Origin of the sequence: Weizmannia sp. FSL W8-1119 (assembly GCF_038008605.1) — a bacterium.
GTDB classification, from domain to species: domain Bacteria; phylum Bacillota; class Bacilli; order Bacillales; family Bacillaceae_C; genus Weizmannia; species Weizmannia coagulans.
This window is the reverse complement of record NZ_JBBOZL010000001.1, coordinates 937,519-959,600: the sequence shown is the minus strand read 5'-3', so window position 1 is coordinate 959,600 and position 22,082 is coordinate 937,519. Positions and strand designations below refer to the sequence as shown.

The following is a 22,082-nucleotide window of genomic DNA, read 5'->3' as shown; positions in this document are numbered from 1 at the left end:
GTTTCTTTACATCTGTTTCTGCTTTTTACCCGATTTCCCGCCGGAATGCGCCTCCTTGTTGCTATTTTTTTTGCGGACGGAGAAAAAATAGCCGCCCGCTGCGATCGCAAGCATAACTGCCCAGAAGATCAGTTTCCACAAAGCGGACTCCGGGAAATGTTCATCAATCAGCCCGACGCCCGGATGCGAAAGCGTAAAAACGAACAATTTTACCCCGACCCAGCCGACAATTAGAAAAGCGGCATCTTCAAGGCCCGGATATTTTTCCAGCAGGCGGACAAACCGGTTAGCAGCAAATCGAATTAGCACGAGCCCAATCACCCCACCTAAAAACATCACGATGAACTGCCCTCCGTTAATGCCCCCGATTTGAAACGAACCGGCCGGGGGCAGCGTCACAGCCATGGCCACAGCTGCAAGCATAGAATCAATGGCAAACGCAATGTCGGCGAGTTCCACTTTAAAAACGGTCATCCAGAAAGAAACCGGCTTCGATGCGGATTCGGCAAGTTTCGGACCATTTTCCCGGTGCTTTTTTACAAAATGGTGGATCATAATAAAAAACAAGTAAGCGGCCCCGACAGCCTGAATCTGCCATATGTTTGCAAGAAACGAAATGAGAAACAGGGCAGTAAACCGGAATACAAACGCGCCCAGAAGCCCGTAAAAGAGCGCTTTTTTCTGCTGGGCGTGCGGCAGGTGCTTGACCATTACCGCCATCACGACTGCATTATCTGCAGCTAAAATCCCTTCCAGTCCGACCAATACGCATAACACCCATGCATATTCAAGCAGCATTGTAAAATCCATTCCACAAAGTCCTCCTTTGCCGGCACCCGGGACCATTGCCCTTACAGATCAAAAAGCGGCATTCCGGCCCAGGCGCGTCCGGCGTGATAAGTAAAGTGCCACTTTTGACAATTTCCTGTAAAGACAAAAAGCAAGACCTTTACCTGTACAGGCAAAGGTCTTGCTGGACATCCGGACGGTGCCAACAAAGCCGATGACCGCCGAAACGGATCATGTAATGACGACTTTGTTTTAAGTGTGCCATGCACACTTAACGCTACTCCCCTTTGACAATTGTCAAAAGTATTCTGTTATTTTGATTATATGGGATACATCCATTTCCGTCAACTGTTTTCATGCAATTTTCGCGTTAAAATTTTTCGGAGCAGCCCGCCGGCCAAAAGTCCGGGGATGGCACAAAACATCGGGAAAAACACGGGCCCGGGCATTTTTTCCCGGACGATAACCACAGGGGAGAGCATTAATCCGATCGTCACAAAGTAAGCAGCAAACACAAAAGGCAGATAACTATACGGCTGAAGATTGCCGCGGGCCATTTTATACGCATCCCACATGGCAAAAAAGTATAGACAAGGATAAAACATCAGCCATCCGTAATCGATGATGTTTCCGGCTTCCATTGTTTTTCCGAGAAAACTGAGCATGATCGCTTCGTTAAAACGGCTGTTCACATTAATCAGAAACTCCATAAAAATAAACGCGATGCCCTTCACATAACGGCCCGCCAAAAGCTGGGCAAACCCCGGCAAGGCAATGTTCCAAACAATCGCCTCAAGCGGTGCTAATTTTTTCATGCGCATGCCCCTTTAAACTGAAGTTGGCAAGTCGCCATATTCTCCCGTTTTCATGTGTTCTTATCATGCCCCGGATAAAAGCAAAAAACACTGTACGGCAAAGCCGCACAGTGTTTTTTAATTCATCGGATTATACAGTTTAATGTCGGGATGCTTGTCCGTGAACCAGCGCAATGCAAAATCATTTTCAAATAAAAACAACGGTTTCCCGAAACGGTCTTTCACAAGCAGACTGCGCGAACTGGAAAGGGATTCGTCCACCGTATCCCCCTCAACCCAGCGCGGAATTTTGGAACCGATCGATTCCATTACGACATCGGAGTTATACTCATTTTTCATGCGGTGTTCGAACACTTCAAACTGCAGCTGCCCGACCGCCCCTAAAATATAATCTTCCGTATGCCATGTGCGGTACAGCTGGATCGCGCCTTCCTGAACGAGCTGGTTGATTCCTTTATGGAAACTTTTTTGTTTCATCACGTTTTTCGCCGATACTTTTACAAACAGTTCCGGTGTAAATTGCGGCAGCTTTTCAAATTGAACCGGCTGTTTCCCGGAGAAGATTGTGTCGCCAATCTGGTATGTGCCGGTATCATACAGGCCGAGAATATCGCCGCTAACCGCTTCTTCAACCGTGCTCCTGTCATCCGCAAGAAACTGGGTTGACTGGGACAGTTTCATTTGTTTTCCGGTCCTTGCAAGCGTGACGGACATGCCGCGTTCAAATTTTCCCGAACAAATGCGGATAAACGCAATCCGGTCGCGGTGGGCAGGATTCATATTCGCCTGGATTTTGAACACAAAACCCGAAAACTGTTCGCTTAACGGATCCACCACCCCTTCTTCCGTCTTTCTTCCTTGCGGTGGCGGCGCAAATTGAAGATACGTTTCCAGAAATGTCTGCACGCCGAAATTTGTCAGGGCACTGCCGAAAAAGACCGGCGTCAGCGTGCCGTTTGCAATCCGTTCCTCCGAAAATTCATTGCCCGCTTCATCGAGCAGCATGATTTCTTCCAGCGCCTGGCCATACAGCGCGTTTTCCTTGATCGGGGCATCCCCTTCCACTTCGCCCGCTTCATTCAACGCCAGAAACCGGTCTCCTTCTTCCACGCGGAACTGCTCGATGCGGCGGTGATAACGGTCATAAATGCCGAGAAATTCTTTTCCCATGCCAATCGGCCAGTTCATCGGATACGATTCAATGCCGAGGATTTCCTCCAGTTCAGCCAGCAACTCAAGCGGCGGCCTCCCTTGGCGGTCCAGTTTATTGATAAACGTAAAAATCGGAATCCCCCGCATCCGGCACACTTTAAACAGTTTAATCGTCTGTGCCTCAATCCCTTTAGCAGCATCAATGATCATGACGGCGCTGTCGACGGCCATCAGTGTCCGGTATGTGTCTTCACTGAAATCCTGGTGGCCGGGCGTATCCAAAATATTGATCCTTTTTCCCGCATATTCAAACTGCATAACGGAAGAAGTAACGGAAATGCCCCGCTGCTTCTCGATTTCCATCCAGTCGGAAGTCGCAAATTTCCCGGTTTTTTTGCCTTTGACCGTCCCGGCGGCGCGGATGGCCCCGCCAAACAGAAGCAGCTTCTCCGTCAATGTTGTTTTCCCGGCGTCCGGGTGGGAAATAATCGCAAAAGTCCTTCTTGATAACACTTCATCTTTAAATCCTGCCATATGTCAGTTCCTTTCAATCATGTAGAGTAGGCTTGTTTTTGCATCGTTTTTTTTTTTACATCGGCCCTCACCTTCCTAATAAACAGTGCACAAATCATCCGGCCATTGGAGACTGTACATAAGCATACAACAGTTTTTCCTTATTCTCAATGGAAGAAATCTGCCGTATGTGTCAAGTTTTTCTCGACAAGGTTTAAATATCGGGTATTCCAAGACACTCTTTTTGTACACTTTCGGCTACCGTGCTTCACTTGCTCGGTGTAATTTTCGGAAAAGATGTGATATTTCCGTATAAAGATGGACAACGGGGATGTTGAGGCGCGCGAAATTCACTCGCTTTCCGCGGGCGGCCGGCGAGCCTCCTCGCTCGTACCTCGCTGCGGGGTCTCTCCTGGCTCGCTTTTCCCGCAGGAGTCTCGTAAATTTCGCGCGCCTCAACGATCAGTCCCCACTGAGCCAAGCTTAAAACGAAAGCTCTAATATTTTGCTTAAATGTCCCATTGCCGATGAACTGCTTGAATGCAGGGCAACTGATCCGTGCTTTACGCCCACTGACGGGCGTACAGGCTGCTTGAGTAGTTGAGACATCCTGATGGATTGTTTCAAGTTCCGTTGCTTTCTCTCGCTTCTTGAACGGTGTTTCAGATAGGCTTCTCTCAATGTCCCATTGAGTATGCCTTGTTTGATTTTCACCATGGCTTCTGCGCCAAGTTCACTCCAATGCATGCCCCTTTTTTTCATCCTGAAGGAGATATGCCTTTGATTCGATTCCATCGCTCCCAGGCCTCTCGCACCTTCCGGCACGTTTTTCACCCTGTCTCTCCAGTCAAAAATGCGGTCCCAGTTTTTCAAGATATACGAACGGAATTCCTTGATTTTCTTGAGGGCCTTTTTATCCGTCAAGGTGCTTTCGTGCGTATCCAAATATAACGTGAATTGGTCTAGGTCATGCTTTCTAATCGCTTTTCTAATCTGCTCCTTGATCTCGCTCTTTCCGCCCCCAAATGTCCTTACAATGGCTTGTGCAACGTGGTAGGTATCCAGCTGGTTGAGCACCGGGAATTCCGACTGTGAGAATGCTGTTTGAAACCGTTCAGCTGTGTACCCAGCACCTCCATCACTGTTTGTAATGACATGCGCTTTTTCGAGGGAATAGGTGTTGGCAGCTGTGGCTTGGACTTCATCCCAAAATGTCTGAATGTCTTCCGTCGTCATGATGACTGTGGGCTGACGCAGGGAGACCCTTTTTCCATTGGTTTCCCAACCTTCATAGAGAATGGCATGGTGGACTTCCATACCCTGTTTCTTTTCCAGTCCCCGGATGAATACGCCATCTGCTTCGGAAAACAGGTAGTCTACCTTCTTCCCATCAGGCAGTGAAGCAGCTATTTCCATCTCTTCTACAAGGGCCTTGTCGGCTTCCGCCTGCGTTTTCCCTACGCGTTTCACCATTTCCCCTACAGTTGTATGACTAAGACTCACGGCTGTCCATTCTTTTAAAATATTCGCCGCCTCCCGATAGGTGTTCTCACTTGCCAACTCTGCCACCTTTAATTCCACTAACGGGCTATATCTCTGGTGGGGTAACAGCCCCAAGCATTCATCCAAAGGATAATGTGAGTTCCCTCTCTTATCACGCATTAATGATCGTTTAAAAGTCACACTTCCAAATAGAAACTGAACGCTTCTGTTATCACTCCGGCAGTACTCCCAGCCTTCCTCCAACTTCTTCTGTTTTATTGTTTTATCTAACTCCTCAAATACATCCCCAACCCATTGTGTAAAAACCTTCTGCATCAGAATTTTAAGCTGTTCTTCAAATTCGATAAGACTCTTTGTATCCTTTAATAATCCAGCAATTATTGATATAATATCCATGGGAAGACCTCTCTCTCTAGATGTTCATCTTGAAGTGTACAATTAGATGATAGAGCGTCTTCCCATTTTTTTCCACTCATATGCCCCGTCGAGTAAAATTTTACACATACAATCTGCCGGAAAGGCCGGGTTCTTCTTGGCTTCACAGATTGCCGGATGCTTTGAGGTGCGCATCAAAAACTGCCAGATGCCTCCTGTTCCCCGTCCGGCCCCGCCCAGGGCAGAACCACGGTGAAAACAGTGCCTTCCCCGGGTTTGCTCTCTATGGAAATGTCCCCGTTATGCTCTCTTACAATCTGGTAACAAACCATTAAACCAAGCCCGTTGCCGCGCTCTTTTGTCGTATAAAAAGGCTGGCCGATTTTTTCCAATTTTTCCGGCGGGATCCCGATTCCCTCATCCCGGAACGCAACGGCTGCACGTTCCCCGGCCACTGAAAGTTCAACGGTCAGCGTTCCCCCCTCTTCCATTGCCTCCAGGCCATTTTTGATTAAATTCACAAATACCTGCTTCATTTTCGAATCATCACAGCAAATAAAAATAGGCTGCGACGGAAAAACCGTTTCAATTTGGATGTTTTTTCCGTACGATTGCGTCTCCATTAAAACAAGCACTTCATCAAGCAATGTTTGCAGGCAGCAAACTTTCATATCCGATGCTTTCGGCCTGCCGAGAAAAAGCAGCTCGCTTGAAATCATTTCAATCCGTTCAATTTCATTTTGCATAATATCAAGGTAATGGCCAGTATCAATCACGCCCGCCTGCATCAGCTGCAAAAATCCTTTAATCGCGGTGAGCGGATTCCGGATTTCATGCGCAATGCCCGCGGCAAGCTGCCCGACCATGGACAACTGTTCAGATGATACAAGATAATCGTATAATTCCTTGACCACCGTCATGTCTTTCGTCAGCAAATGGATATGGGGCTTTTCGCCATATTTTAGATCTTTAAAGACCACATAAGTGGACTCCACCCATTTGTAATCACCGTTTTTCGATTTCATCCTGTACATGAAAAGGCCCATTTCTTCTTCCTCTCCATTTAGAATGCCTGCCCATTTGTTGCGGTCATCGTGGTGCATCAAAGCAGAAAAAGGCCTTCCCACCCAATCGCCGGCATCAAAACCCGTTACAGTCTGCATATCAGAGGAAATGCTTTTTAAAATACCGTCCATTCCGACAACAGCAGAAAAAAGATGAAAGCGGAGCGGGAGATCCATAAATTCATAATGTATTTTTCCGACACCCATATTTTTGCACCTGCCTATCTTTCTATCAATCCGTTTTTCAAGCTTTTTTGAAATGAACTTTCATGCTCAATATATGTCTGATGATGTCCGGACATTCCTGTGATTATGTATATATATTTCAACTATATATCTTTTTCAACAAAAATATCCATTTATTTATAAAATTTTATGTCGAATCCTCACTGTTTATCAACCGTTTCGGCATGTGATACAATGAACATATCAAGATAAAATGAGAAAAGGAAGCGATGCTATGCGTTTTGCAACTGTTGGAACAAGCTGGATTACCTCTGCTTTTATTGAAGCAGCAAAATTATCCGGAAAATTAACCCTTGAAGCCGTTTACTCGCGCAGAAAAGAAAGCGCTGAACAAATGGCGGAAAAACATGGCGCACCGAATGTGTTTACGGATCTTGAAGAAATGGCAAAAGACGGGAACATTGATGCTGTTTATATCGCGTCGCCAAATGCGCTCCATTTTGAAAACGTGCTTGTTTTTCTGAAAAACAAAAAACATGTTATTTGCGAAAAACCGATTTTTTCAAATACGGAAGAATTTAAGGAAGCTTTTCGTGTTGCCGATCTAAATGGTGTATTTTTATTTGAGGCCATCCGGAATATCCATTATCCGAATACTGCCCTTTTAAAAGAAAAATTAAAGGATGTTGGCCAAATCAGAAGCGGAATTTTCCAATATGTGCAATACTCTTCCCGCTACGACAAATTTCTTGCCGGCGAAGAGCCGAACGTGTTCTCGCGGAACTTCTCCGGCGGGGCATTAATGGATCTTGGCGTCTACCCGCTTTCGCTTGCGGTCTGGTTATTCGGCGCACCGAAAGACAGCCGGTACTTCCCGGTCCTTTTGCGGAACGGCATTGACGGGGCTGGCACCCTTGTCCTGCAATACGAAGGGTTCAATATTACTGTGATCTGCTCAAAAATTTCCCATTCTTATATTCCGAGCGAAATCCACGGCGAAAAAGGCAGCATTATTATTGAAGGCATCTCAGAATTGGAAAAGATGAAGTTTGCCGATGTGCGGACAAAGGAGCCGGTCCTCTTCTCGCGGGAGCAGGAGGCGCAAAATATGATGTATGAAATCAATGATTTTGCCGATATCATCGCGCAAAATGACAGGAAAACGTATGAAACCTTGCGCCAGTCCAGTTATGAAGTCCTTTCGGTTATCGAAAAATCGCGGAAGCAAAACGGGATTATCTTTAAAACCGACAGAAACTAAAACCGGGCCGAAAAAAAGATTCCGGATCGTACCGTGAGCTTAAGCGCAAAAACCGGGCAACAGGCCGCGCGAAATTTGAAAACAGACGGCATGGGCAAGAAGCGTATCTCCTTGTCCTTGCCTTTGCGTTTTTAAAACCGGAGAAAACTGGAACGGCCGGGAGAATGCCGCCTGGTGCTATCGTTATTAAACCAGATAAAGCCGGGAAAGTTACCACCATTCGCAACATGTTTATAATTATTATTATTTAATATTGACTTTTAAATGATATATATTATAATAAAAGTATAGCAAGACCAAAACTGGGGAGGAATGAAAATGTATATTGAAACAGCGTTAAACGAGCAAGTTGCAAACTGGAGCGTCCTGTATACAAAACTGCACCACTACCACTGGTATGTAAAAGGCCCGCTGTTTTTCACGCTGCACGTAAAATTTGAAGAACTGTACAACGAAGCTGCTACGGTGGTCGATGATTTTGCAGAACGCATCCTTGCGATCGGCGGAAAGCCGGCTGCTTCTTTCAAAGAATTCCTTGAACTTGCAACCATTGAAGAAGCAAAATCCGGCTTAACCGCTGAACAAATGGTGGAATCTCTTGTAAAAGACTACAAACAGATCGCCGTCGAACTGAAAAAATTGATCGCACTTGCCGAAGACAATCAGGATTATGGCACGGCTGACATGGCGACAACGCTCGTGGAAAACGTTGAAAAAACCATCTGGATGCTGAGCGCGCTGCTCGCTGTACCGGTTACGCAATAAACCCCCAAAACGGCCCTGTTCTTCAAGAATGGGCCGTTTTTTTCATGCTGCAAAATGGGCGCCGCTTTTTCGATCTGGCCTTTAGAATGCTGATAACCGCCTTTTCATTGTTCTGATTTAATACATCAAGCCCCGGCACCCACTGCATGATGGCGGCTTTACAGGCAAAAGAGTGATCATATTTTATGGCTCACCGCACATCCCGCGGACGCAAACGCTGGATCGCGCCCTCTTAAAAACCGGCAGCGTGACAAGGCCTGCAGTTCCGGATAAAATGGAAGCAGTACAGCGCGAAAGAAGGCTTTTCCATGCATGTTTCCATTTTGATTACAATGTTTTTAACCGGACTTATTTTAGGATTTATCGGCGCAGGCGGTGCGGGCTTTATCATTTCCCTGCTGACAATTTTATTCGGCGTTTCGATCCATACCGCGCTTGCGACTGCTTTAACAGCCATGATCTTTTCTTCATTTTCTGGGGCGGTAAGCCATTACCGAGAAGGCAATGTCTCCATTAAAGCAGGCATTACAACCGGCATCATAGGCGCTGCCGGAGCCTGGGCCGGATCCCATGTCTCCGCGCATATTGCAAGCGGCGAACTAAAATGGCTCACCGCCGGCATGCTCATGTTCTCAGCCTTTCTGCTTTGGCTCAGAATGTTTTTGCTGCAAAAGCAATCCATCCAGGCAAAAAGCATTCCGTCCGGGCCCCGTTTTGTGGCCCGCTCGCTTTTGCTCGGCATCGTAACCGGGGCGCTCTCAGGGATGTTCGGGATCGGCTCGACGCCATTTATCCAGCTTGGCTTAATGATCCTTCTCGGCTTATCTGTCCGCCAGGCTGCCGGCACAACCATGATGGTCATTATCCCGATTGCAATAGGCGGCGGACTCGCCAGCTTCCAGCAAGGGACACTGGATCTCGGGCTGCTCGTGGAAGTCGTCATCGGCACAATGTCCGGCGCATACATCGGCGCCAAATTTACAAACCGCGCCCCCGTCCCGCTGCTCAAGTCTTCGATGATTGCCGTTCCAATTGTCGCAAGCTTGCTGCTGATTTTTTGAAAAAGGGGCTCCCAAAAACCGTTAAACGATTGATGGGAGCCCCTTCATTTTGAAAGGATGATCCAGTTTGGTGTTTATGATGGTGAAATTCAGCCACTATTCCCGCAAGCGTTTCATGAATTTCATCGATCATCAGCGCACGAGCCAAAATGGGACAGCCCCTTTTTCCCGCTTTAAAAACGCGAGGATTTATCCTCTCTTGAAAATCCGCTGTCCCGTCCAAAAAGTTGCTGGTTCTGGCCGAAAACGATGTCCCGGCAAAAAAAAATGAGCCTTTCACTCTTCCCCCCGCTCGTTTAAACGGCTGCAGCCGGAGCCAGTTCGATTGCCGGCCCAAAAAATTCATAACGGACATTTTCTTTGGCCACGCCAAGCTCCGTTAAAATTCGCACCGCATTTTTCAAAAATGGGACCGGACCGCAAATATAACAAACCGTTTGCGCGGTTACCATTTTTTCCAAAAACGCTTTGGAAAGATGGCCTGTGAAATCGCAGCCGCTGTTTTCATAAAGGGGATGCCCGTACCCGAAATAATAATGCCCGTTTTCAAGCTTTTCAATATGGTGTTTTGCTTCCGCTTTAAAAGCATGGAAATCTTCATTGCGGGCAGCATGAATAAAATGGATTTCGCGTTTAGAGCCGGCATCCGCTAAAGCTTCCAGCATGCTCATCAGCGGCGTCAGGCCGACCCCGCCGCTGATCAGGGCAACCGGTGCTGGTTCATCGGTAAGTGTGAAGACGCCGGCCGGTGCGCTGATCTCAAGCTCATCCCCCACTTTGACATGATCATGTAAATACGTTGACACCTTTCCATTTGGTTCATGATCCGCTTCCCGTTTCACCGAAATCCGGAAGTACTCATGTCCCGGCCCGCATGAAAGGCTGTACTGGCGGTTAAACAAGTATGTCTCACCCGGAATTTTTACTCTCAGCGTGAGATATTGTCCCGGAAGATAGGACGGCACCGGGCCCCCGTCCGCCGGTTTTAAATAAAAGGACGTAATGGCATTGCTTTCTTTTACTTTTTTTACAACTGTGAACGGTTTAAAGCCTTCCCATCCTCCTCTTTTGGTTTCCGCTTCCCGGTACATTTTTTTCTCGACTTCGATGAAAACGTCGGCAATGGATCCGTATGCTTCAGCCCAAGCCTGCAAAACCTCTTCCGTGGCCGCATCTCCTAATACTTCTTTAATGGCTTTCAGCAGAAATTCCCCGACAATCGGATAATGCTCCGGTTGAATGCCCAGGCCGCGGTGTTTGTGCGCAATTTGTTCCACAACCGGCAAGATCGTTTCCAAATGGTCAATATAAGAAGCAGCCGCTAATACAGCATTGGCAAGTGCTGTTTGCTGCCTTCCCTGTGACTGATTCGTTTGATTAAAAATATTCAGCAGCTCGGGGTGTGCGGCAAACATCGTTTTATAGAAGTATGTAGTAATGTCCGTCCCCTGTGTTTTTAATACGGGCACAGTTGATTTTACGATCTCAATGGTTTTCTGCGATAACATGATTTTCACTCTCCAAATAGTAGTATTTAAAATATATCTTTAAGATAGTGCTTCTTCGTTTTTAAAGCAATATTTTAAATATATCTTTAATAATGTTGTCACATTTTCTGGAAAGGAAAAAAATGAACGCCATTTTCGGCGGGAACAGGTATAATGGGGTTGGCAGGTGATATCAATGCGTTTAACCCATTACTCTGATTATGCTTTGCGCGAATTAATCTATCTCGCTTCATTGGAAGAAGGAAAATTAGCCAGCATCAAAGAAATCGCGGATGCCTACAACATCTCAAAAAATCATTTAATGAAAATCACATACGAGTTAAGCCAGCTCGGGCTGGTGAAAACAGTGCGCGGAAGGGGAGGCGGCATATGCCTGAACAAACATCCCCGCGAAATAAACGTTGGGAAACTGATCCGCATAACAGAAGATGATTTTAAATTGGTGGAATGTATGGAAGATGGGGCCTCTGCCTGTATCATCTCCCCCGTTTGCGGATTAAAGCATGTTCTAAACGAAGCCCTCGTCGCTTATCTCCGCGTGCTCGACAAATATACACTGGAAGATTTAGTAAAAGACCCCCTGTCCTACCGGCAGCTGCTTGCACACTAACAACCAGGGCCGCACTTTTGAAATGCCCGGCCCTGGTTAAACCGGAATTTTTAACGTTTCCTTCCCCACTATTATGCTTAAGTCCCCCCTCTCCCTCTTTATTTCCCTTTTATTCCGAAAAATGTCCATTCCAAAAAAATTTTGTCTATCGCTCCCAAAAAGTGTTAAAATGATAGATAAATTATATAAATATAAAAATTTTAACGAGGTGGTTTGGCGATGTTAAAGGAAGGTTTTTTAAATACTTTGTATGATGCTTACAAAAATGGAAAAGCGCTGAACAAGGATATTTTTCCGTCAGGCATCGATTTAGATGAGGCTTACCGGATGCAGCATGCTTTTACTGCAGCAAAAAAAGAAAACCATGAAACGTTAAAAGGTTATAAGATCAGCATGACAAGCCCTGAAACACAGGCATTATTCGATGCACGCGAACCATTGTACGGCGAGTTGACAGATCAACAAGTGGCAAACCATATATCCCTGAGCAAAGATACGCTTCATCCATTGATCGAATTGGAATTGGTTTTTCTTGTAAAGGAGCGGCTTACGGCAGACGCGTCTGAAGCAGAAATCATCCAAAAGACACAAGTTGCGCCGGGATTGGAAATTCCTGATTCCCGATTCAAGGACTGGTTCCCTAAAATGCCAAAAGAACAAGTTTGCGCAGACGGGGCTGTCGGCGGAAAAGTGGCTTTTGGGGAAGCCAAAGATTATACATATCGCGATATTGATGATATCCATGGCCAATTGCTCCTTAACGGTAAAGTGCTCGATGAAGGCAAATCTTCAGCTGTCATGGGGCATCCGCTTCATGCCGTAAAATGGCTGCTGAAAAAACTGGGCGAACACCAGGCAGCGCTTGAACCGGGCATGTTTGTCTCATCCGGCACATTTGTCCTGCCGAAGCCGCTGGAAGCCGGAACATACAGCGGAAAATTTGAAGGAATTGGCACGGTGAAGTTGGCGGTCACAGAATAGGAATGAAGCACCCGCACAGATAATGAACGGCAAAAAACATCTCCGGCAATGCCAACAGGAGATGTTTTACAGGCACGTGTTTAAAATTAACCGCGTTTGCAGATTTCCCCCGCCACTTAAAATGGATGGCTTTCAAAATCGGCCGGGGTTCCCAGTCCATGCCGCACCAGACAGGCAAAATGGGTTTTCAAAAAGAGAAAGGGATCATATAACCGGCCAGTTGATCCATGGTTTTACAAAATTATATTCCTTCCGGACGGTACAATGGGCAGTGCATCCATATTAACGGCGGCATGGCAATGTCATCCTGATTGTAAAAAAACTGCAGAAAATCTTTTCTGCAGTTTTTTAACGCTTCCAGCCAAATATTAAGGGCCTTGGCCAACAGAAAAAGCGCCAAAAGATTTGGCGCTTTTTCTGTTTAAAGGCTGAGCCGAGACCCGGAAAAAGCCGGCATGCCCTGCCATCTCCGGCAAATAAAGTAATGCAAATTCCCTACAGCCGTTTAATTGTACAAGTGCTTATTTTCTTCTTGTTTTTTCCATCAGCCACCACAATGAATGCCTTGGATTTTCTACAGCTTCTTTATACTCCGTCTTCGTCGCCACCGTTGGGTACGAACCCTTTAGAGATTTTCCGGAAGTACTGCGGAATAAGAATAGTATGACGAAAAAGCCGATAAAGCTAAAGATTGTCAGATAGAAAGCAGGCGCCAAGGCATTGCCGGTTTGGTGGACCAGCCATGTTGAGATGAGCGGGGTAGTGCCGCCAAATAATGATACAGAAACATTAAACGTCACAGCCAGTGTTCTGTACCGAATATCCGTGTAGAACATTGTTGGCAAAGTACCAGGCATCGTACCTTCATAAGTTGAAAGCAGGATACCCAAAATGAGAATGCCGAAAAAGATGAATATAATTGACTTCATATTGATGAAGTAAAATGCAAGGACAGATAATAATGTTAACCCGCCCAAGCCCATGATTAAAACCGTCTTGTTTCCAATTTTGTCGCTGAGCTTCCCAAACAATAAGGCAAGCGGGACCATAATCACCATAATCAGCGTAATCAATACCGTCCCTGCTGTACCGGATAAACCAATAACCTCATCTAAATACGATGGCATGTAGGATAATAACATATAGTTTGTAACATTAAAGAATGCGACAGATACGAAACATACCAGAATGTCCTTTTTATGGTTTTTTAAAATCGAAAGGAAGCTTTCCTCCTGGATACCTTCCTCGGAAAGTTCATTTTCAAAAATGGGTGTTTCCTCTAAATGGGCTCTCAAGTAAAACCCAACCAGCCCTAAAGGCAAGCCAAGCAAAAATGGAATTCGCCAGCCCCATGTGACCATCTGCTGGTCAGTTAGCGTGATGAAGAGCGCACTGGCAAGGAGTGAAGCTAATATATAGCCGGCAAGCGTACCGATTTCCAGTCCGCTTCCAAGCACATTACGCTTATTGTCCGGGGAAGATTCTGCAATATAGACCATGGCGCCGGCATATTCGCCGCCAGTTGAAAAGCCCTGAATAATTCTGGCTACTAATAAGAACACCGGGGCCCATATTCCAATTTGATCATACGTAGGTAATAAACCGATTAGGAGTGTGGAAAAGGCCATCAAAATAATCGTGATGGTTAAAACGACTTTTCTTCCATATTTATCTCCGATTCTGCCGAATATAATCCCGCCTAAAGGGCGCATTAAAAAGGCAATCGCAAATGTGGCAAATGTAAAGATTAATTTCAGCTCGTCATTCTCCACGGCACTAAAAAAGTTCTGGCTGATAATGACCGCTAAATAAGAATACAAGCCAAAATCAAACCATTCCATCGCGTTTCCTACTCCCGTAGCAAACACACTTTTTTTCGTTTGTCGAATATTAACGATGTTAATTTTTTTCTTGTTAAATACCATTTTTCAAATCTACTCCTTATATGATAGTTTTCGGCATCTGTCTTCCCTTCTATAAAGATTCGTTTTTTTGATACTTGCATTGATAAAAGATTTTTTCATCTTCCGGCATTTGTTTTGGTTTTCTTTTTCAAAAACCCGCAGACGAATGCAATGGGAATCATCATTGAAATTCAAAAACCACTCGTCGATACTTCGGCATTTCTGCTAATATTTCCAGAAAAACCACCGAATAGATGGCAGGCATATGAAGTGCAAGAAATTGATAAACAACTCGAAGATAGCGGGCAAGTGTGCAGTAAGCAAAGTGAAAAAGGGCTTAAGATGGACTGTGGCGGACGGGAAACGGAGGCTTAAGGCGCCTCTAAAGATTTTTACAGGCAACTGGTTTCCCCACCTATCTTCTTTATACCTTAAATAGTGAAAGTGGGTTATAATGCCGTTAAAGACGGGACACATCACGGATGAGTAACCGGACAGCGCTCAACAGCTTTTTTGAACGATTTATTAATTAGTTTACCATAATCGAAAAATTAACGCAAAAAATCAGCTTACCCCCATTATTTCAACGGATCAGGCCAACAACAATGCTGTAAAATGGTCATTCAATATGTGCTTAAATACTTCTATTTTTGTCTCACAATTATAAAAAAGCTGCTTATGTTCTTCATACTTTTATCTCCCACCTGCTCTTCCCCGTCTCCATAAAGGATACAAGCGATGTAAGCGCCATCTCCACCATATCGCTAACCGCCTGATCGGTGTAAAACGCAGTGTGCGGTGTGACGATCACATTGGGAAAAGATCTCAGAACGGCCAGCTGACGGTGGTCCAAAATATCCGTGCGGCGGTCATAATGAAAAATTCCTTCCTCATCCTCCAGCACATCAATCCCGGCAGCGCCGGCTTTCCCCGCCTCAATCCCGGCGATGAGCGCATACGTATCCACTTCAGCACCATGGGAACAATTGATGATGCATACGCCGTCCTTTATTTTTGCAATACGATCCTGGTTAATCATATGGTATGTACTTTCAAACAAGGGGGTGTGGATGGTAATCACATCGCTTTCCTCCAGCAGTTCATCCAACGATACATATTTCAGGATGCCGCGCAATTCATCCCTTTCAACAGTATCGTGTGCAATGAGGTTGCAGCCAAAACCGGACAAATTTTTTGCAACAATGCTGCCGATTCTGCCGGCGCCAATAATCCCGATCGTTAAGTTGCGCATTTCCCTGCCCTGAATCCCTTCCACAGAAAAATCCTGTGCCTCGACACGGCTTAAGATCTGGTTTGCTTTCCGCACACACATCAAAATCAGCATCGTTGCAAAATCGGCCACGCAATAAGGCGAATACGCCACATTCGAAAAACGGATGCCATATGCTTTTGCGGCTTCCTGATCGATATGATTATATCCTGCAGTCCTCAGGCCGATATACTTCACGCCGACATCCCTTAAAGCCTTGAAAGTCCCGGAGCCGACCGGATAATTCCCAAGGATCGTCACGCTTCAGCGCCTTTTGCTTCCATTGCCGTTTCAGGGGTTAACACATCATCAATATACTTGATGTCCAAATCAAATTTTCTCGCGAATTTTTGAAATAAGGGGAACTCATCCGCCCTCATCTCATAGACAACAACTTTCCTCATATATAAAATAAACCCAAATTACGAAAGTGCAGCGATTTGATAGCTAAAATCCACACACGTGGAAGTAAATGTAAAATATGGAATCCAAATCTATAATTTCAGGTGGTTGAAGGTATACTTTCCCCCTCCCCACCTTTGCGGGCTTTTTAATTTCCAGTATTCAGTTCCTGTCTCTCAATCAATCATGCGCACACTTTGAATCATTTTCCGGAATGCCCATTTGTGGGCATATGTCTCACAAATGTTCAATGAGACCCTCCGGCTGTGAGACGTCAGCACGCCGGCCGAATAAATAAACTCTCTTCGAAACCGCCTGATGGTATAGGACTTGAACGCAGCCGGGCAATGGTCCTTTTTAAAGATCTCGAATAAATTGTACGCCAGTAATTTAATCAGACAAAAAGCAGTTTACTTTTCTTCCTTTTTTTGCTATCATTCTAAATATTTACAAGAAAGGGGAGGATACAATTGGCAAAAGCAATACCGCCATTCCGCGCCGATCATGTCGGGAGTCTGCTCAGGCCGGAAAAGTTGAAACAGGCCCGCCGCCGGCAAGAATCAGGCGAAATCACAAAAGAAGCGCTGCGTGAAATAGAAAATGAGGAAATCAAAAGGATTGTGGCAAAGCAGAAAGAAATCGGCCTGCAGTCGGTAACGGACGGGGAATTCCGCCGGGCTTACTGGCATTTTGATTTTCTCGAAAATCTTACTGGTGTGGAAGGATACGAATCCGGGAGCGGCATCCAGTTTAAAGAAAAGCAGACGAAATCGCATTCCATCCGGATCATCGGGGATCTGGATTTTTCCGACCATCCGATGATTGACGATTATAAATTTTTACATAGCATTGCCGGGGACCACATGCCTAAAATGACCATTCCAAGCCCGAGCATGCTGCATTTCCGAGGCAAGATTGCAAACGGGCGTTACCAGGCGGATGAAGATTTGTTTTTCCACGATCTTGGAAAAGCCTACAAAAAAGCGATTGCCGCTTTTTACGATGCCGGCTGCCGCTATTTGCAGCTCGATGATACAGCATGGGCATACCTTTGCTCCGATGAACAAAAAGAACAGCTGAAAGCCCGCGGACTGAATCCAGACCATCTGGAAAAACTTTATGCACGCACCATAAATGAAGCTGTCAGCGGACGACCCGAAGATTTGACAGTTACGATGCACATTTGCCGGGGCAATTTTCGCTCGACATGGATTGCTTCCGGCGGCTATGAACCGGTCGCCGAAACGCTATTTAACGGCCTCAATATCGACGGCTTTTTCCTAGAATATGACAGCGACCGCGCCGGCGGATTCGAACCTTTACGCCATGTACAAAGGAAAGACCTGCAAATTGTGCTCGGCCTTGTCACTTCCAAATTCGGCGAGCTTGAAAATGCGGACGATGTGAAGCGCAGAATCGACGAAGCCTCCAAGTATGTCCCGCTTGAACAGCTTTGTCTCAGCCCGCAATGCGGTTTTGCCTCCACTGAAGAAGGCAATCTGCTTACTGAGGAAGAACAATGGGCAAAACTAGCGCACGTGGTAAAGATTGCCGGAGAAGTTTGGGAATAGCTGGCAAGTTGCGTTCTGTTTTCCAGCAAAAAAGGACGATGCGCCGATCGTTTTACCGCATCGTCCTTTTTTAAATTGCCGCTTTTTCAGACCCTCACTGTTTGTTTTTCGGGCAAACGCGCGGCTTGCCCTTCACTTAAGCGCCAGGTATCCCGTGCAATCATCAATTCTTCGTTTGCCGGAATGACCAGTAAAGACACTTTTGAATCAGGGGTATGAATATACGGCCCGTTTTCTTCGTTTGACCGGAAATCCAATTTTGCCCCAAGATAGGCTAAATTGGACACCACTGCTTGCCGGACGGAGGCAGAATGTTCCCCGATCCCTGCCGTGAACACAATGGCATCCACCCCGCCCATCAATGCAACATAACCGCCGACACATTCTGTCACACGATTCACAAACATTTTGATTGCCAATTCCGCCTGCTCATTATGGGCTTTTGCTGCCAGCTCCACGTCGCGGAAATCATTTGAAATCCCGGAAATGCCGAGCAAGCCGGACTCTCTATTGAACATATCCATCATTTCATCAATGGTGTGCCCTGTTTTTTTCATGATAAATGGAAGGATGGAAGGATCAATTGTACCGGAACGCGTTCCCATCATCAATCCGGCCAGCGGGGTAAAGCCCATTGAAGTATTGACAGATTTTCCGCCTTGAATTGCACAAATACTGGAACCGTTTCCTAAATGGCAGGAAATGATTTTCAAGTCTTTCAATGGTTTTTCAAGAAGCAGGGCTGCTTCATTGGCAACATACTGATGATTGGTTCCATGGAAGCCGTATTTCCGGATATGATATTGATTGTATAATTTCAAAGGTACCGGATACAAATACGTTTCAGGTGCAAGCGTTTGATGGAAAGCGGTATCGAACACGGCTACGGCACAAGCTTTAGGAATCCTTTTCATAAAAGCCCTGATTCCGAGCAACCCAGCCGGATTATGCAAAGGCGCCAGTTCGCACAGATTTTCAATTTTTTGAATCACTGTACGGTCCAGTACGGCAGAATCCGAAAAGTCAGAACCGCCATGTGTGATCCGGTGGCCGACAGCTGAAATTTCATTTAAATCATCGACAATATGGTTTTTTAAAAGAATTTCAATCAAATAATCCGCAGCGTCACGGTGATCGTGAATCGGCGGTTTTTCTTTTTGGCGGAAACCGTTGATTTTATATGAAACCTCAGGTGCGTCGAATCCGATTCGTTCAAACACCCCTTCAATTAAAATACTTTCATCCGGCATATTGAAAACTTTAAATTTTAATGAAGAACTGCCTGCATTAATGGCCATTATTTTTTTCATATTATATCCCTCCGAAATAACAAACTTATCATTCATGTGATTTATTTCACAAATATTTATATGCGTTTCCTTATAATACAAGTATAAAGAAACCCTTTGTCACAAATTTGCCTATTCCGGCATCAAATTCTGTTGAAAATACGGAAAATGATATTTTTTTGTTGCGCTTTCATTTATAATGAGGCTAGAAACCAATGTTTGCGCTTTCCCGCCTTTTTGCATGGCAAATGATTCATTTGTATTTTTTTGTTCAGCTTTGAACAGAATTTTGCAACCGCTTAAATGATTGCTTTTTTGAAAACGGGGGTTTTGTGAAATGGCAAACAAACAACAGATCGAAAAAGTAATGGAAATGTTTTCTTCTGCGACCGGCCTCACAGCGGTTTATGTGGATATTGACGGAAAAGAAATTTCGGATGATGATCAATTCCCGCCTGTCTGCCAAATCATGCGGCAAGTTCCGCATCTCCGGAAACACTGCCAAACATGTGCGAAATTCGGCGGATTTGAAACAATGAAAAACGGGCAGCCGTGTATTTACAGGTGCCATGCGGGCCTCGCGGATTTTGCGGTTCCGGTAAAAAGCCAGGAAAACACGCTTTATGGTTTTATCATTAGCGGGCAGGTACGCCTGGAAGATGATGAAAATCAAGTGAAAGAGTTTTTGCAGCAAAAACCGCTTGATCTGTCTTCCCGCCATGATTTTGCGGCCGCCTACAGCAAACTTCCGGTTTTTTCTTTAGAAAAGTTATCTGCTTCTGCCGAAGTGTTAAGTACTTTGTCAGCATACTATTTGCCATCCATTTTAAATGAAGAAGAAGCAAAACCGGCGAAAGAACCAGCGGCCCAAGCCAAAAAACATGCCCGGTCCAAGAAAGAAATAAAGCAAGCCCTGAAATATATCCAGAAACACATTCACCAGCCTGTCACTTTGGAAGAAGTCGCCGGCCATGTGTATTTAAGCCCGTACTATTTCAGCAAACTTTTCAAAAAGGAAACCGGCGAAACATTTGTTTCTTTTGTCAACCGCCAAAAAATGAATCTAGCGAAAGACATGCTTGCCAACGATGACTTGCCGGTTTCTTATATTGCGCACAGCCTGGGCTTTCGGGAGATCAGTTATTTCAGCAAAGTGTTCAAAAGGTATTACCAAACCACCCCGACCAGCTACAGGGCGATGTCCCGTAAGAAAGGATGACAATAAGCATGAAGGAGCCCCCCTTTTTTCAGGCAGGATTTCTATTCTTTTTTTAAAAAAACTGATTGACAACACAACCCGTTCCTTATATACTAAATATTGTCCGACAGAGATGAATACGATTCCGTAGCTCAGCTGGGAGAGCGCCACCTTGACAGGGTGGAGGTCGCTGGTTCGAGACCAGTCGGAATCATCCTGCTAGCGTCAATCCGTACGTATCAACGGTTTGGCGCTTTTTTCATGACCGCTGACATAGTCGGTGACTTGTCCGAACGGTTACGGTTACCGTCACCCGGTATGTTACACGCTTCATTTAGGAGGCGTGTTTTTGATGCGTAAAAATAACCGCAAAACAGATGATCGCAAGATGGCAACAAACCTCGATAACCTGTTCGAAATTTTCTACACGATTAAAACTGCCGAAGGCCGCGCGCCTGGCACGTTAAAACAATACCGCGAGAATTACCAATATTTTGCTGTTTTTTTGGACAAACGCGGTATTCCTCGTAACATTACCGATATCACCCGTAATACCATACGCGACTATATCCGTTACATGCAAACGGAAGTCAGTGAACTACCCTCCACTTATCAACCTTACGGTTTGATTGAAGTGGGGGCTTCTCGACTTATCGTTGCTTTTACTAGCCAACGAAAACTGACCGAGCTAACCCTCTTGTTCCAAGAGTTTTGTTACTTATGATAACGCTAATAAGCGTAATCCCTCATTTTTGATATTGATTGCTGAATTGTGATCGCGATCTAATACAAAGCCGCAAGAACATTTATATACACGTTCAGATAATGGCATTTCTTTTTCCTTGCCGCAACATGAACACTTCTTAGTGGAGGGAAACCACTTATCAATTTTCACAAGTTGTTTCCCCTGTTCTTTTAGCTTATACGCTAAGAAAGTAGTGAACATACCCCAGCCGTTATCATGAACGCTTTTCCCAAAGTGAAGGGCTTGAGACATCCCTTTCATGTTCAAGTCCTCAATCACGACAGCATCAAAGTTAGAAGCTAATTCTTTTGACTTATGATGAAGAAAATTCATGCGTTGGTTCGCCACTTTCTCATGTAACTTAGCCACTACTAGTCGTTGCTTGTTCCAACGTGCAGAACCTTTCTTTCTTCGAGAAAGAATTCGTTGTGCTTTTGCTAATTTATCTAAGGCTTGCCGATAGTAACGTGGGTAATTGGCTTTCTTACCCTGTTCACTCTCGACATATAGACCATCCATAGCAAAATCCAAACCAACAACTTTCTGTATGTTAACTGGACGAATATCTTTCTCATATTCTGTCAAAATTGAAATGTAGTACTTGCCTGTCTTTGTTTTAGAAATAGTGCAAGATTTGATTTTATAATCAGCAGGTATCTCTCTATGCTGTTTCATTTTTATTGGCTTTTTGATTTTTGGCAGTTTGATATGACCATTTTCTAGCTTAATATTTCCGTTGACCATATTAGTTGTATAGGATTGTTTTGCTTTACGATTTTTGAACTTTGGAAAATCCGCATTTCCTTCAAAGAAATTCTTATAAGCAGTCTGTAAGTTCATTTGTGCATTTGCCAAAGCTAAAGAATCCACTTCTTTTAGGAATGGAAATTCACTTTTATATTTTGCAGGAGTCGGAAACTTTTGCTTTTTAAGCAATTCTTTATCATCCTTGAACTTTTCATACGTTTCTTTGCGTTCAGCTAACATCTTATTGTAGACAAAGCGAACACAACCAAATGTCTTAGCTAATAATGCGGATTGTTCTTTGTTTGGTAACAAACGAAACTTGAAAGCTTTGTTTTGCTTGGCCATATCAATTCACCTCACTTTGTGCGGAAAA

Annotated in this window: 20 protein-coding genes, 1 tRNA gene, 1 pseudogene and 1 riboswitch; of the genes and pseudogenes, 10 read left to right on the top strand and 12 right to left on the bottom strand. The window is 45.0% G+C overall.

The features are described from left to right. Positions 1-6: 6 nt before the first annotated feature. The 5 genes from NSQ19_RS04515 to NSQ19_RS04495 form a co-directional block, all read right to left on the bottom strand. Positions 7-810: a TerC family protein gene (locus NSQ19_RS04515; protein ID WP_340702475.1), complete on the bottom strand. Its 804-nt coding sequence runs from the start codon at positions 808-810 to the stop codon at positions 7-9. Between the two features lie 107 nt (positions 811-917). Then, a riboswitch (yybP-ykoY riboswitch) is annotated at positions 918-1,087 on the bottom strand. A 46-nt stretch (positions 1,088-1,133) separates the two neighbouring features. Further along, positions 1,134-1,604, bottom strand: coding sequence for a hypothetical protein (locus tag NSQ19_RS04510; protein ID WP_340702474.1), 471 nt, complete (start codon positions 1,602-1,604; stop codon positions 1,134-1,136). A 117-nt stretch (positions 1,605-1,721) separates the two neighbouring features. Next, a complete protein-coding gene (locus NSQ19_RS04505) occupies positions 1,722-3,290 on the bottom strand; it encodes a peptide chain release factor 3 (protein ID WP_207368369.1) in 1,569 nt (522 codons plus the stop codon). 462 nt (positions 3,291-3,752) lie between these two features. Beyond that, positions 3,753-5,168 carry an ISLre2 family transposase gene (locus tag NSQ19_RS04500; RefSeq protein WP_340702473.1) on the bottom strand — a complete coding sequence of 472 codons (1,416 nt, stop codon included), beginning with the start codon at positions 5,166-5,168 and terminating at the stop codon, positions 3,753-3,755. A gap of 173 nt (positions 5,169-5,341) precedes the next feature. Beyond that, positions 5,342-6,418 carry an ATP-binding protein gene (locus tag NSQ19_RS04495; protein WP_340702472.1) on the bottom strand — a complete coding sequence of 359 codons (1,077 nt, stop codon included), beginning with the start codon at positions 6,416-6,418 and terminating at the stop codon, positions 5,342-5,344. A 253-nt stretch (positions 6,419-6,671) separates the two neighbouring features. Here NSQ19_RS04495 and NSQ19_RS04490 point away from each other — a divergent pair, with 253 nt between their 5' ends. The 3 genes from NSQ19_RS04490 to NSQ19_RS04480 all read left to right on the top strand — a co-directional run bounded on the left by NSQ19_RS04490 (position 6,672) and on the right by NSQ19_RS04480 (position 9,484). Continuing rightward, on the top strand, positions 6,672-7,658 hold the full coding sequence (locus NSQ19_RS04490) for a Gfo/Idh/MocA family protein (protein ID WP_340702471.1): 987 nt from the start codon (positions 6,672-6,674) through the stop codon (positions 7,656-7,658). Positions 7,659-7,976: 318 nt separating this feature from the next. Continuing rightward, complete coding sequence (locus NSQ19_RS04485; protein ID WP_327077157.1) at positions 7,977-8,423, top strand: Dps family protein; 447 nt, start codon at positions 7,977-7,979, stop codon at positions 8,421-8,423. A 308-nt stretch (positions 8,424-8,731) separates the two neighbouring features. Continuing rightward, complete coding sequence (locus NSQ19_RS04480) at positions 8,732-9,484, top strand: sulfite exporter TauE/SafE family protein (protein ID WP_013858876.1); 753 nt, start codon at positions 8,732-8,734, stop codon at positions 9,482-9,484. A 296-nt stretch (positions 9,485-9,780) separates the two neighbouring features. Here the strand turns inward: NSQ19_RS04480 and hmpA are convergent, their stop codons facing one another. Continuing rightward, positions 9,781-10,992, bottom strand: coding sequence for an NO-inducible flavohemoprotein (hmpA, locus tag NSQ19_RS04475; protein ID WP_340702470.1), 1,212 nt, complete (start codon positions 10,990-10,992; stop codon positions 9,781-9,783). Positions 10,993-11,167: 175 nt separating this feature from the next. Here hmpA and NSQ19_RS04470 point away from each other — a divergent pair, with 175 nt between their 5' ends. Together NSQ19_RS04470 and NSQ19_RS04465 are read left to right on the top strand one after the other, a co-directional pair. Beyond that, positions 11,168-11,602 (top strand): Rrf2 family transcriptional regulator, encoded by a 435-nt coding sequence (locus NSQ19_RS04470; RefSeq protein WP_013858874.1) that lies wholly within the window; start codon positions 11,168-11,170, stop codon positions 11,600-11,602. A 219-nt stretch (positions 11,603-11,821) separates the two neighbouring features. Next, the gene (locus tag NSQ19_RS04465) at positions 11,822-12,583 is read left to right on the top strand and encodes a 2-keto-4-pentenoate hydratase (protein ID WP_340702469.1); all 762 of its coding nucleotides are present in this window, start codon (positions 11,822-11,824) and stop codon (positions 12,581-12,583) included. Positions 12,584-13,104: 521 nt separating this feature from the next. Here NSQ19_RS04465 and NSQ19_RS04460 read toward each other — a convergent pair. Next, positions 13,105-14,508 (bottom strand): MFS transporter, encoded by a 1,404-nt coding sequence (locus tag NSQ19_RS04460; RefSeq protein ID WP_340702468.1) that lies wholly within the window; start codon positions 14,506-14,508, stop codon positions 13,105-13,107. A gap of 150 nt (positions 14,509-14,658) precedes the next feature. Between NSQ19_RS04460 and NSQ19_RS04455 the strand changes: the two genes are divergently transcribed. Continuing rightward, the gene (locus NSQ19_RS04455; protein ID WP_061575443.1) at positions 14,659-14,862 is read left to right on the top strand and encodes a hypothetical protein; all 204 of its coding nucleotides are present in this window, start codon (positions 14,659-14,661) and stop codon (positions 14,860-14,862) included. 310 nt (positions 14,863-15,172) lie between these two features. Here NSQ19_RS04455 and NSQ19_RS04450 read toward each other — a convergent pair whose 3' ends face one another. The 3 genes and pseudogenes from NSQ19_RS04450 to NSQ19_RS04440 all read right to left on the bottom strand — a co-directional run. Next, complete coding sequence (locus tag NSQ19_RS04450; protein WP_340702467.1) at positions 15,173-16,018, bottom strand: NAD(P)-dependent oxidoreductase; 846 nt, start codon at positions 16,016-16,018, stop codon at positions 15,173-15,175. Further along, on the bottom strand, positions 16,015-16,161 hold the full coding sequence (locus NSQ19_RS04445; protein WP_340702466.1) for a hypothetical protein: 147 nt from the start codon (positions 16,159-16,161) through the stop codon (positions 16,015-16,017). Before NSQ19_RS04445 ends, NSQ19_RS04450 begins: the two co-directional genes overlap by 4 nt. Before the next feature lie 174 nt (positions 16,162-16,335). Further along, positions 16,336-16,557: pseudogene (locus NSQ19_RS04440) on the bottom strand (IS1380 family transposase); the annotation flags it as partial. 72 nt (positions 16,558-16,629) lie between these two features. Here NSQ19_RS04440 and NSQ19_RS04435 point away from each other — a divergent pair. Next, positions 16,630-17,730, top strand: a complete 1,101-nt coding sequence (locus tag NSQ19_RS04435; RefSeq protein ID WP_340702465.1) for a 5-methyltetrahydropteroyltriglutamate--homocysteine S-methyltransferase — start codon at positions 16,630-16,632, stop codon at positions 17,728-17,730. An 86-nt stretch (positions 17,731-17,816) separates the two neighbouring features. Here NSQ19_RS04435 and NSQ19_RS04430 read toward each other — a convergent pair whose 3' ends face one another. After that, positions 17,817-19,040, bottom strand: a complete 1,224-nt coding sequence (locus NSQ19_RS04430; protein WP_340702464.1) for an acetate/propionate family kinase — start codon at positions 19,038-19,040, stop codon at positions 17,817-17,819. Positions 19,041-19,356: 316 nt separating this feature from the next. Between NSQ19_RS04430 and NSQ19_RS04425 the strand changes: the two genes are divergently transcribed. The 3 genes from NSQ19_RS04425 (at position 19,357) to NSQ19_RS04415 (ending at position 20,941) form a co-directional block, all read left to right on the top strand. Then, positions 19,357-20,238, top strand: coding sequence for a PocR ligand-binding domain-containing protein (locus tag NSQ19_RS04425; RefSeq protein ID WP_340702463.1), 882 nt, complete (start codon positions 19,357-19,359; stop codon positions 20,236-20,238). A gap of 120 nt (positions 20,239-20,358) precedes the next feature. Then, positions 20,359-20,431 (top strand) — tRNA-Val (locus NSQ19_RS04420). Positions 20,432-20,566: 135 nt separating this feature from the next. Next, positions 20,567-20,941, top strand: a complete 375-nt coding sequence (locus NSQ19_RS04415; protein ID WP_052301516.1) for a phage integrase SAM-like domain-containing protein — start codon at positions 20,567-20,569, stop codon at positions 20,939-20,941. Here the strand turns inward: NSQ19_RS04415 and NSQ19_RS04410 are convergent. Beyond that, on the bottom strand, positions 20,936-22,054 hold the full coding sequence (locus NSQ19_RS04410) for an RNA-guided endonuclease InsQ/TnpB family protein (RefSeq protein WP_014096213.1): 1,119 nt from the start codon (positions 22,052-22,054) through the stop codon (positions 20,936-20,938). The genes NSQ19_RS04415 and NSQ19_RS04410 overlap by 6 nt on opposite strands. Positions 22,055-22,082: the final 28 nt, after the last annotated feature.